Here is an 11,713-nt window from a genome sequence, read left to right as displayed (position 1 = left end):
CCCACTACGGGCGGGTGGTGGCCCGGCTGACCGTCCCGCCCGGGCCGGAACTGCGCCTGGCGGGCGAGCAGTTGGCCCGCCGCGCGACGCCCGACCGGCGCTTCGTCGGCCGCGCCGCCGAGATCGCCGGGCTGCACCGGGCGCTCGGCGTCGCCGCCCGGACCGGTCGGCCGATCCTGGTCACCGGCCCGGCCGGCGTGGGCAAGACCGGGCTCGTCCAGCACTGGGCCGCCCAGCGCTTCCCCGAGGGCGTCCTCCAGGCCGACCTGCGCGGCACCGACCCGGCCGGTCCGCTGGACAGCGCCGAGGTGCTGGCCGGGTTCCTCACCGCCCTCGGCGTCGCCCCCGAGGCCGTCCCCGCCGACCCCGAGGAGCGCGCCGCCCGCTACCGCGAACTCCTCGCCGAGCGCCGCATCCTGATCCTGCTCGACGACGCCGCCGGCTACCGCCAGCTCGCCCCGCTGCTGCCCGGCCGGCCCCCCGCGGCCGGCACCCGGCTCGGACCGGTCGCCGTCGTCACCAGCCGCAACCGGCTGCGCGAACTGCTGCTCCACGAGGACGCGCTCGCCCTCCCGCTCGACCCGCTCGACCCCGCCGACGCCCAGGCCCTGCTCGCCCGCGCCCTCGGACCGGACCACCGCGCCGCCGCACCGGAGAGCGCCGCCGACCTCGCCGACCTCGCCGAACGCTGCGACCACCTGCCGCTCGCGCTGCGGCTGGCCGCCGCCCGGCTGGCCGCCCGCCCCGACTGGTCACCGGCCGACCTCGCCGCCGAACTCGCCGACGAGCAGACCGGTCTGGCCGCCCTGGCGGGCCCCGGCACCGCCCGGGGCCCGCTCGGCGTCGCCGCCGCCCTGGAGCGCACCCACGCGGCCCTGCCGCCCGCCGCCGCCCGGCTGTTCACCCTGCTCGGCCTCCACCCCGGTGCGGTGATCGACACCGGCACCGCCGCCGCCCTCGCCGACCTCCGGCCCGCCACCGCCCGGACCCTGCTCACCGCGCTCGACGCCGTCCACCTGCTGGCCGAGACCGCGCCCGGCCGCTACGCCCGCCGCGAACTGGTCCGCCGCTACGCCGCCGGGCAGGCCGCCGCGCTGGACTGCACCGAGCGCTTCGGCGCGCTCGACCGGCTGATCGCCCACTACCTGGACCTCACCGCCCAGTGGGACGACTCCGACGGCGGTGGCGGTGGCGACGCCGACGGTGGCGGCACCCCGCCGGGCGCCTGGTTCCGCCGCGAGGAGAGCGCCCTGCGCGCCGTCGTGCTCCGCGCGGAACAGTACGGCCGCACCGGCGCCGCCTGGCAACTCGCTCACCGCACCAGCCTGTTGTACGAGCTGGCGGAGGAGAGCGGCGGCCGCGACCGCCCCGACTGGCGGGCCGTCGCCGAGATCGGGCTGCGCGCCGCGCACACCGCCCGGGACGAGACGGCACTCGCCCGGCTGGGCACCGACCTCGCCGTCCTGCACGTCCGCCGCAGCGCCCACCGCACCGCCCTGGAACACCTGGACGCGGCGGTCGCCGCCGCCGACCGGGCCGGGGACGCGCTGCTGCGCCACCACTGCCGCCGCCGGGTGGCCGCCGCCCTGGTCCGGGCCGGGCAGTACGACCGGGCCGTGCCGCTGCTCACCGACCTGGTCACCGCCGCCCGCGCCCCGGCCGCCGGGCACCTGCTGGTGCGGGCGCTCGCCGAACTCGCCGAGGCGCTGGTGCTGGCCGGCGCCCCGGAGCGGGCGCTCACCCACGCCGACGAGGCGGTCCGGATCGCCACCGGCCGGGACACCGGGGCCCCGTCGGCCGCCCCGCCCGTCGGCGGGGTCGGCGCGGTGCTCGCCACCCACGGCCGGGTCCGCGCCCTGCACGCCCTCGGCCGCCGGGACGCCGCGCTGTCCTCGGCCCGGCTGGCGGTCGCGCTCGGCCGCACCGTCGGCGACGCCGCCGTGGAGGCGCGCTCGCACGGGCTGCTCGCCGACCTGCTGATCGAGCTCGGCCGCAGCGCCGAGGGGGCGGAGGCCCGGCGGCGGGAGCGGGCGCTGGCGGCCGTGGGGGAGGCGTAGCGCGTGCGCGCGGGCTGGTCCGGGAGCGGGTCGGACGGCCCGGGCGGCGCCGGCCCGACCGCCGTCGGCGGGCGGAACAGGCGGAACTACCGGCGGTTCCGGATGGCGGAACCGCCGGTCGGCCGCCCCCGTCCCCGGAGTCCCCGCAGACGGCGGGCTGGTGCGGGCGACACTTCCGCCGGGGCATACTTCTGCCTGCGGGAATCTGCCCGGGCACCTCGTCCGGCAGAACTGCGGCAGAACTGCGGGCGGGCTGACCAAGGGGCGGGCGGTAGATGACGGTGGCGAGCGGTACGGGGGAGTTCGGCCACCTGCTGGCCGGACACCGGGTGGCTGCGGGTCTGACCCAGGAGGACCTCTGCGCCACGGCCGGGGTCAGCCTGCGCGCCCTCGGCGACATGGAGCGCGGCCGGACCAGGGGGCCGCAACGGCGCACCGTGCAGGCGCTGGCCGCCGCGCTGGGCCTGGACGGCGCGCAGACCGCCGCCCTGGAGCGGGCCGCGCAGTCCGGCCGCCCCCGGGGCGTGCGCCGGGTGCCGCCGCAGGCCCCCGCCGTCCAGCCGCCCGCCGCGAGCGGCCCGGGGCCGGCCGGCCCCGCACCGACCGCCTCCGCCGCGACCGCCCTCGCCGCGACCGCCCTCGCGTCGACGGAGCCGGAGGCGGCAACGGCGGAGCCGGCCGGGACGGAGCCGGTCGCGGTGGAGGCCGGGGCCGACCCGGCACCGCCCGGGGCCCTCGCCCTCCCGCGCGACCTCGCCGACTTCACCGCCCGCGAGCAGGCCCTCGCCGAACTGGCCGCGCTCACCGCGGAGCAGCACCCCGCCCACCCCCGGGTGGTGCTGATCAGCGGCCAGCCCGGCCTGGGCAAGACCGCCTTCGCCCTGCACGCCGCCCACATCCTGACCGACGCCTTCCCGGACGGCCAGCTCTCCCTCGACCTCGGCGGCACGGCGGCCACCCCGCTGACCGCCCGTGAGGCGCTCGGCCAGGTGCTGCGCGCCCTCGGGGTCGGCGACCAGTCCGTCCCCGCCGGGACGGAGGAACGGGCCGGGCTGTTCCGCGCCCTGGTGCGCGAGCGCCGGCTGGTCCTGGTGCTGGACAACGCCGCCGACGAGGGGCAGGTCCGCCCGCTGCTGCCCGGCTCCGGCCCGGCCGTGACCATCGTGACCAGCCGGCACGCGCTGCCCGGCCTGGAGGCGGTGCACCGGCTGCGGCTCGACGTGCTCTCGCAGACCGAGGCCGCCGCCCTGCTGGCCCGGATCGCCGGGCCCGAACGGGTCGAGGCCGCCCCGGACGCCACCGCCGACCTGGCCCGGCTCTGCGGATACCTGCCGCTCGCGCTGCGGATCGCCGGGCAGCGGCTGGTGGCCCGTCCGCAGCAGCCGGTGGCCCAGCTGGTGCGCCAGCTCGCCGCCGAGGAGAACCGGCTGGACCTGCTGGAGACCGGCGACCTCGGGGTCCGCCCGGCCTTCGAACTGTCCTACCGCCGGCTGCCCGGCGACGCCCGGCTGGTCCTGCGGCGGTGCGCCCTGACGGCCGGCCAGGACTTCACCGCGGCCGTCCTCGCCCGCTACACGGGGCTGTCGGCGGCCCGCACCGAACTGCTGCTGGAGCGGCTGGTCGACGTCGGCCTGGTGCAGCCGGCCACCCCGGAGCGCTACCGCCTGCACGACCTGGTGCGGCTGTACGCGGGCGAGCGGCTGGCGGCCGACGAGCCGGCCGAGGCGGTCGCCGAGGCCCGGACCGAGGCCGGGCGCGGGCTGCTGCGCGAGGCGGCCGGGTACGGCCTGGTGTTCGACCCGGACCATGCGGCGGCCTCGGGCGACGGCGGTTCACCGGCGTCGCTCGCCGGGGCGGCGCGCTGGCTGGAGGAGGAGTACCCGGAGTGGCTGGCGGCGCTGTACCGGGCGCAGTCGGAGGGCCGGCACCGGGAGGTGATCGACACCGCCGAGGCCATGCACTGGTTCTCCGACCGCCTGCTGAGCTGGGACGTCTGGGGCGAGGTGTTCCAGCTGTCGGTGGACGCGGCCCGGGCGTGCGGCGACCGCCCGGCCGAGGCGGTGCACGTGAACTACCTGGCCTGGACGTACATCACCTGTCTGCACCGCTACCAGCGCGGCCTGGACCTGGCCGGCGAGGGGCTGCGGTTGGCCCGTGACCTGGGCGACCGGGAGCAGGAGGGCTGGGCGCTCACCTACCTGGGCGCCGGGCTGCGGCACCTGCAGCGCCACCGGGAGGCGAGCGAGAGCTACCACCGGGCGGCGGAGGCCTTCGGCGCGGTCGACAACCGGGCCGCGATGATCGGGCGGCTGGTGACCCTGCGCGGTGCGGCGACCTGTCTGCGCGAACTCGGCCGGGCGGAGGAGGCGGTGGACTCCCGCCGCCGCGCGCTGGCGGGTGCGCTGGAGCTGGTGGAGCACTGGGGGTCGCCGCTGATGCACCTGCTGGCGGCCATGACGGCGCACGAACTCGGGCAGGACCGGGCGGCATTGGAGCGCTGGCCGGCCGCCGAGAAGGCGTACCGGCAGGCGCTGGTCCACTACGAGGCGATCGGGCGCCCGGACAGCACGACCAAGACGCTGACCGAGCTCGGCACCGCGCTGATCGAGCAGGGGCGGGCCGAGGAGGCCCGGGAGATCCTCACCGAGGCGCTCACCGACCTCAGCGCGGACGGACGCCCCGGCCGGGCCACGCCGTAGCGCGGGCCCGGCCGGGGCGGCACGGCGTCAGATCCGGGTGTCCTCGACCACCGGCAGCCCGTGGTCGACCTGGAGGTTCCGCGGGGCGAAGCCGTTGCGCGGCGCGGCCGCCGGCTTCTTGCCGCAGAAGGCCGGCTCCAGCGCGTTCATCAGGCCCTGGGTGACCGAGCCGTTGTTGGAGGCGTTGGCGAAGACGACCACCGAGCGCCGCCCGTCCGGGGTGGTGAAGGACTGGGTCTGGTAGCCCTGGACGATGCCGCCGTGGCCGTACACGTCCCCGCAGGAGAGCGAGATGCGGCGCAGGCCGAGCCCGTAGGAGATCTTGGCGGTCGGGGTCGGCAGGGCGGCCTCCATCTGGCGCAGCGAGTCGTCGGAGACCAGCCCGCCCTGGCTGCCGGCCATCAGCGCGGTGAGGAAGGTGTCGAGGTCCCCGGCGGTGGAGATGACCGCCCCGGCGCTCCACACCCAGGAGCCGTTCTGCTCGGTGGAGTCCAGCAGCGGCTTGCTGCGGTCGTCGTTGGTGAGGTACCCGGTGATGTGGGCGCCCGCGATCCGCTGGTCGGGGACGACGAACGAGGTCTGCTGCAGGCCGAGCGGGTCGAGGACGCGGTCCCGCAGGACGTCCTGGTACGGGCGGCCGGTGAGGTGCTCGACCGCGAGGCCCATCAGCACGAAGTCGGTGTTGGAGTAGGAGTAGCGGCTGCCCGGGGTGTACTGCTGGCCGTGCTTGACGGAGAGCGCGACCAGGTCGGCCGGGGCGTAGACGGTGGAGCGGATGCGGGCCTCGAAGGCGCTGGTGGTCTCCTCGCCGGCCTGCTCCAGCAGGTCGTTGGTGTGGTCGTAGATGCCGGCCCGGTGCTCCATCACCTGACGGCCGGTCATCGTCCAGTCGGCCGGGAGGGTGCCGTCCGGGAGGTAGTCGCGGATCGGCTTGTCGAGGTCGATCCGGCCCTCCTGCGCCAGCTGCATCACGAGAACGGCGGCGAACATCTTGCTGTTGCTGCCGACCCGGAACCTCCACGAGGAGTTCATCGGCGTCCCGTCGAGGTCGGCCCGGCCGACGGTCAGCGAGCGGGTCCGCTCGTCGTCGCCGTGGTCGCGGATCACCGCGAAGGCGCCGGGGGCGCCGGCGGCGGTGGTGGCTTGAAGCGCACTCTGCACGCCGGCGGTGTCGGGGGTCGGCAGGGCCGCGTCGGCACGGTCGGCGGCCAGGGCGGGCACGGCCCCGGAGGCCGCCAGGACGGCAGCGGCGGCGGCCACCGCGAGCGGACGCAGAAGGCTGGTCTTGGCCATGTTCCTCGGTTCTCTCTCGGGCTGACGTGGTGTCGGGGCACCTCGGTCGAAGATCACTATCACCGGTCCCGGTGGTCGGTGGCAATGTGAACCGGATCGCCCCCATCCTCCGTTGACCGGCCGTTTTGTCATGCGCACCATTCGTTTCCCGGTCCGGGGGCAAGGTTTTACCTCCCGTGGTCTACCCGCGTTGACTGCCGCGCCCGCATCCTGTTCGAGCGCTTCGTCAGCACCGTCCGCCCCGTGCGGCCCCGGTGCTTCCGGTGCTTCCTCTGTTTCCGGTGCGAGGCGCCGACTTCCCCCCTCATCGACCATGGAGTCCCCCATGACCCTGGCCACCCTGGCGCGCCGGGTCGGCGCGCTGCTGCTCGCCGGCGCCGGCCTGATATCCGCGACCGGCACCGCGCGGGCCGACGCCGCCACCTACACGGCGGTCGTCTTCCCGGACCAGAGCCACAGCCTGGTCGTCAGCTTCATCAACTCGGCGACCAGTTCGGTCGACGTGACGATGTACGAGCTGCGCGACACCACGACCGTCAAGGCCCTGATCGCCCGCCAGCAGGCCGGTGCGCAGGTCCGGGTGGTCCTGGACCGCAAGCACACCTCGGTCAACGGCGCCGCCTACAAGGCCCTGAAGGCGGCGGGCGTGGGCGTGACCTACTCCTCCTCGGCGTTCGTCTACACCCACCAGAAGACCGTCACCGTGGACGGCGGCAAGTCCCTGATCCTGACCGGGAACCTGGACTCCACCTACTACGACAGCAGCCGCGACTACGGCGTCTTCGACAACGACGCCAACGACGTCGCGGCGATCGAGCAGGTCTTCGCGGCCGACTACGCCCAGACCTCGATCACCCCCTCGGACGGCGACAACCTGGTCTGGTCGCCCACCGACTCGCAGGACCGCCTGCTCGCGCTGATCAACGGCGCGCAGACCTCGCTGGACGTCCAGCAGCTGGAGTTCGGCGACCCGGCCCTGGTGGACGCCATCACCGCCGCCGCCAACCGCGGCGTCACCGTGCGCGTCGTCGGGATGAACCCCAACTCGTACGGCAGCCAGTTCGACCAGGTCACCGCGGCCGGCGCCAAGGTCGTCACCTACTCCTCGACCACCGGCCTGTACATCCACGCCAAGGCCATCGTCGCCGACTACGGCACCTCCAACGCCAAGGTGTTCGCCGGTTCGGAGAACTTCTCCGACAACTCGCTGAACAACAACCGCGAGCTGGGCCTGATCGTCTCCGACTCCGGGGTGCTCAACACCATCGAGACGACCTTCGCCACCGACTTCGCCAACGGCGCGCCCTACTAAGCCCCGTACTCCGGCACCTCCCGTTCCGGGCGGCCCCGCACCGGGGCCGCCCTCCACCCGAGGAACGCTCATGACGTCGTCCGCGAAGCCCCTGCCCGACGCCCGCCCGGGCGACCGCCCCGACGCCCGCACCGAGGCCCGGCGCCGCTCCCGCCGCACCGCGACCGCGATCGGCTCGGCCGTCGCCCTGGCCGCCGCCTCCGCCGGGCTCTGGGCGGCCACCGCCACCACCGCGCAGGCGGCCGGGCTGCCCACACCCGACCACGTCGTGGTCGTGGTGCTGGAGAACCACGCCTACAGCCAGGTGATCGGCAGCAGCAGCGCCCCGTACCTCAACAAGACCCTGGCGGTGGGCGGCGCCACCCTCACCCAGTCGTACGGCATCACCCACCCGAGCGAGCCGAACTACTACGCGCTGTTCTCCGGTTCCACCCAGGGCACCGTCGACGACAGCTGCGTCACGGTCGGCGGCTTCCGGGCCCCGAACCTGGCCTCCGAGCTGACCGCCGCCGGGAAGACCTGGGCGAGCTACAACGAGTCGCTGCCGAGCCAGGGCAGCACCGTGTGCAGCAGCGGCAAGTACGCCCAGAAGCACAACCCCTGGTTCGGCTTCGGGAACGTGCCGGTCAACACCGCCCTGACCTTCGCCCAGTTCCCGAGCGACTACGCCACCCTGCCCAACGTCTCCTTCGTGGTGCCGAACCTGTGCAGCGACATGCACGACTGCTCGGTGGGCACCGGCGACACCTGGATCAAGAACAACCTCGGGGCGTACGCCGCCTGGGCGCAGAGCCACAACAGCCTGCTGGTGGTCACCTTCGACGAGGACAACAGCCTCTCCGGCAACCGGATCCCGACCCTGGTCTACGGCGCCCACGTCATCCCGGGCAGCACCTCGGCCAACCGGTACAACCACTACAACGTGCTGCGCACCCTGGAGGACCTCGCCGGGGCGAGCGGCCACGCGGGCAACGCGGCCACCGTGACCGACATCACGGGCATCTGGAACTGACCCTCCGGCAGCGGCCGTCGGGCCGGACCGGCGGCCGCCGCCCCGGCGCCGCCGGTCCCGGCGTCCCTGGCGTCCCCGCTGCCCCGTCCGCCCGCACGGCCGCCCGTCCCCGCCCGTCCCCGCGGGGCGCCGGCGGCGGCGCCGTCCCCGCCCGTCCGTACCCGGCCGCCCGAACCGCCGCCGCCGACGATTCGGCCACCGCCGAACCCGGAACGCCCCGGCCGCGGGGCGCGTTGACCCGCGCATGAGAGATCGGCACCCCGTCCGGCCACCACGCCGGGCGGGGACGGCGCGGTCCGGCACCCGCGGTCCGACCGGCCGCGACCGGGCCGGGCACGGGGAGGGGGAGGCACGTGGTGCGGTACGGAATCCTGGGGCCGTTCGAGGTCCGGTGCGACGACGTTCCGGTGGCGGTGCCGCGTCCGCGGCAGCGCGCCGGGCTGGCCCTGTTGCTGCTCAACGCCGACCACCCGGTCAGCATCGACCGGATGGTGGACGCGCTCTGGGGCGACGCCCCGCCGCGCACCGCCCGTGCGCAGGTGCACACCGTCGTGTCCACCCTCCGCCGGGCCCTCCCGCCGCCAGCCGCGCAGGCCCTCACCCTGGACCAGGTCGGCTACCGCCTCGCGGTGCCGGACGAGGGCCTGGACGCGGCGGAGTTCGACGCCGGGCTGGTCCTGGCCCGGCGCCTGGCCGACCGGGGCCGACCGGCGGAGGCGGCCGACCGGCTCCGGCAGGCCCTGGCCCTGTGGCGCGGCGAAGCGCTGAGCGGCATCGACGCGCCGTTCGCCGCCGGGGCCCGCGCCCGCCTGGACGAGCAGCGGTTCGCCGCCCACGAGTTGCGGGCCGATCTGGAGCTGGCCCTGGGCCGGCACCGCGAGCTGGTGCCGGAACTCACCGCGCTGGCGGAGGAGTTCCCGGCCCGCGAGTCGATCGCCGAACGGGCCGCCGGTGCGCTCTACCGCTGCGGCCGGCAGGCCGACGCGCTCGCGGTGGTCGCGGCCACCCGGCGGGTGCTGGCCGAGGAGTACGGCCTCGACCCCGGCGCGCGACTGCTGGAGCTGGAACGGGCGATCCTGCGGCACGAACTGCCCGTCGGTCCGCCCGTCGGCCCGCTTGTCGGTCCGCTTGTCGGTCCGCGCGTCGACCGGCCCGTGGGCCGGGCGGCCCGGGTCGACACCGCCGGGCCGGGCCTTCCGGACCGCCCGGCTCCCGTCCTCGCTGTTCCGGCTGTTTCGGCTGTTCCGGCCGTCCCGGGCCACCCGGGCCTCCCGGCGCAGCCGTCGGCCCCGCCGACCCCCGCCCAACTGCCGCAGACCACCTCGGGGTTCGTCGGCCGCCGGGAGGAGATCGACCGGCTGGCCGAGCTGTCCGCGGCCGGCCCCGGCGCCAGCCGGATCGTGGCGCTGACCGGCCCGGCCGGGGTCGGCAAGACCTCGCTGGCGCTGCGCTCCGCCCGCGACCTCGCCGCCCACTACCCGGACGGCCAGATCTTCGTCGACCTGCACGGCCACGACCGGGACGAGCACGAGTCGCCCGCCAGGGCGCTGGAGCGCCTCCTGCTCGCCCTCGGCGTCCCCGGCCCGCTGATCCCGCACGACGAGGCGCTGCGGGAGGACCTCTACCGCTCGACCGTGGCCGGCCGCCGGCTGCTGGTGGTGCTGGACGACGCCCGGGACTACGAGCACGTCCGCCCGCTGCTGCCGAACTCGCCGCAGAGCTTCACCGTGGTCACCAGCCGGGGCATGCTCGGCGGCCTGGTCGCGACCACCGGCGCCGCACCGCTGCGGCTCGCCGTCCTGTCGCCCACCGACTCGGTCGAGGTGCTCGGCCGGATCGCCGGCCGGGAGCGGGTGGCCGGCGAACCGGAGGCCGCCGGGGAGCTCGCCCGGCTCTGCGGCGGACTGCCGCTGGCCCTGCGGATCTCGGCGGTCCGGCTCGCCGAACGGCCCGGACTGCCGCTCGCCGACCTCGCCGCGGAACTCGCCCCCGAGGACGGGCGCCTCACCGCACTGAGCCTGCCGGACGGTGAACTGGCCGTCTCCCGGGTGCTGGACCACAGCTACCGCCGGCTCGGCCCGGACGCCGCCCGGCTGCTGCGGCTGCTCGGCCTGCACCCGGCGGGGTCGTTCGCGGAACCCGTGGCGGCCGCCCTGTTCGGCGCGCCGGACGGCCCGCTCGGCGCCTCCGGGGCGTCCGTCCGGCCGCTGCTGCGGATCCTGGAGTCGCTCCACCTGATCGAGCCCGCCGCCGACGGCCGCTACCGGATGCACGACCTGGTCCGGCTGTACGGGCGTCAGCTCGCCGCCGGGGAGCAGGCGGACGCGGCGGCCGCCCGGGGCCGGATGTCCGACTGGTACCTCGCGGTCGCCGATGCCGCCCGGCGGCTGATGGCCCCGGCGGGCCCGCACGTCCCGGTCGCACCGCACCGCCCGTGGGCCGGACCGCACCCGTTCGAGGACGCGGCCGGGGCCCGGGCGTGGTTCCGGACGGAGGGGGGCAACCTGCTCGCCCTCACCCGGCTCGCCGCCTCGCTCGGCGACCATCCCGCGACCTGGCAGCTGGCCACCGTGCAGCAGACCCACCTGGTCGGCTGCCACGGCCCGGACGCCCTGGTGGAGACCCAGCTACTCGGCGAGCGCGCGGCCGTCCTGACGGGCGACGGCCCGGCCGCCGCCGCGCTCGCGGCCGGCCTGGGCATCGCCTTCGCGATCCGGCGGGACCCCCGCGCCCGCGCGTACCTGCTGCGGGCCGTCACCGGCTTCCTCGCCCTGGGCGACCTGCGCCGTGCCGCGGGCACCCGGCTGTACCTCGGCGACCTGGAGGGCGGGACCGCCCACCGGCTGTGCCTCGCGGCGCTGGGCCGCCCGGTGACCGGGGGCACGGAACACCTCGAACGGGCCGTCCGGGAGCGGCTCACCGAGTCCGCCTGACCGGTCGGACCCGGATCATCGCAGGTGGTGACGGGTGGGGCGGGCGGGTAGCCGACGGAGAGCTGGCGAATAGCGGGGCCGCTGAGGATGGTGTTCAACAGCCCGGCCGGGCCCCACCCGGCCGGTCCGACGGACCGTTCCGGTCCGGCACGTGACGCACTCAGAAGGAGACGATCATGCAGAACGACACCGAGCTCGAGGTCCAGGTCCAGGTCGAGGACGAGGTCGCCGCGATCGAGATCCGCATGCTCGACCGGATCGAGACCATCGGCCTCAAGTCCGCCCAGGGCTGATCCCCGACGGGTAGCGGTACCCAGTGCCGGCGGGGGCGCCCGCGCGGTGAAGGAGCGGGTGCCCGGCATCCACGTGCACGCCTTCTCCCCGATGGAGGTGGTCAACGGCGCGAC

Annotated in this window: 6 protein-coding genes; 5 read left to right on the top strand and 1 reads right to left on the bottom strand. The window is 76.2% G+C overall.

What is annotated here, in order from left to right; genetic code table 11:
- Positions 1-2,057: ATP-binding protein (locus tag AB0O91_RS13830; RefSeq protein ID WP_363431608.1), on the top strand; the 2,057-nt coding region annotated here is incomplete at its 5' end.
- Positions 2,058-2,332: 275 nt separating this feature from the next.
- The gene (locus AB0O91_RS13825; RefSeq protein ID WP_363431605.1) at positions 2,333-4,756 is read left to right on the top strand and encodes a tetratricopeptide repeat protein; all 2,424 of its coding nucleotides are present in this window, start codon (positions 2,333-2,335) and stop codon (positions 4,754-4,756) included.
- Between the two features lie 27 nt (positions 4,757-4,783).
- Here the strand turns inward: AB0O91_RS13825 and AB0O91_RS13820 are convergent, their stop codons facing one another.
- Positions 4,784-6,049, bottom strand: a complete 1,266-nt coding sequence (locus AB0O91_RS13820) for a serine hydrolase domain-containing protein (RefSeq protein ID WP_363431602.1) — start codon at positions 6,047-6,049, stop codon at positions 4,784-4,786.
- Between the two features lie 325 nt (positions 6,050-6,374).
- Between AB0O91_RS13820 and AB0O91_RS13815 the strand changes: the two genes are divergently transcribed.
- The 3 genes from AB0O91_RS13815 to AB0O91_RS13805 all read left to right on the top strand — a co-directional run bounded on the left by AB0O91_RS13815 (position 6,375) and on the right by AB0O91_RS13805 (position 11,306).
- The gene (locus tag AB0O91_RS13815; protein ID WP_363431600.1) at positions 6,375-7,361 is read left to right on the top strand and encodes a phospholipase D-like domain-containing protein; all 987 of its coding nucleotides are present in this window, start codon (positions 6,375-6,377) and stop codon (positions 7,359-7,361) included.
- Between the two features lie 70 nt (positions 7,362-7,431).
- Positions 7,432-8,373, top strand: a complete 942-nt coding sequence (locus AB0O91_RS13810; protein ID WP_363431597.1) for an alkaline phosphatase family protein — start codon at positions 7,432-7,434, stop codon at positions 8,371-8,373.
- Between the two features lie 356 nt (positions 8,374-8,729).
- Positions 8,730-11,306 (top strand): BTAD domain-containing putative transcriptional regulator, encoded by a 2,577-nt coding sequence (locus AB0O91_RS13805; protein WP_363431595.1) that lies wholly within the window; start codon positions 8,730-8,732, stop codon positions 11,304-11,306.
- The last annotated feature ends 407 nt before the right edge of the window (positions 11,307-11,713 follow it).

The sequence above is a fragment of the Kitasatospora sp. NPDC089797 genome (assembly GCF_040684795.1).
Classification (GTDB): domain Bacteria; phylum Actinomycetota; class Actinomycetes; order Streptomycetales; family Streptomycetaceae; genus Kitasatospora.
This window is presented reverse-complemented; position numbering and strand designations above follow the sequence as displayed.

Excerpts from the sequence above, each read along its gene's own strand:
- AB0O91_RS13825 (WP_363431605.1), top strand. The coding sequence starts at position 2,333 with ATGACGGTGGCGAGCGGTACGGGGGAGTTCGGCCACCTGCTGGCCGGA.
- AB0O91_RS13815 (WP_363431600.1), top strand. The coding sequence starts at position 6,375 with ATGACCCTGGCCACCCTGGCGCGCCGGGTCGGCGCGCTGCTGCTCGCC.
- AB0O91_RS13810 (WP_363431597.1), top strand. The coding sequence starts at position 7,432 with ATGACGTCGTCCGCGAAGCCCCTGCCCGACGCCCGCCCGGGCGACCGC.
- AB0O91_RS13820 (WP_363431602.1), bottom strand. The coding sequence starts at position 6,049 with ATGGCCAAGACCAGCCTTCTGCGTCCGCTCGCGGTGGCCGCCGCCGCT.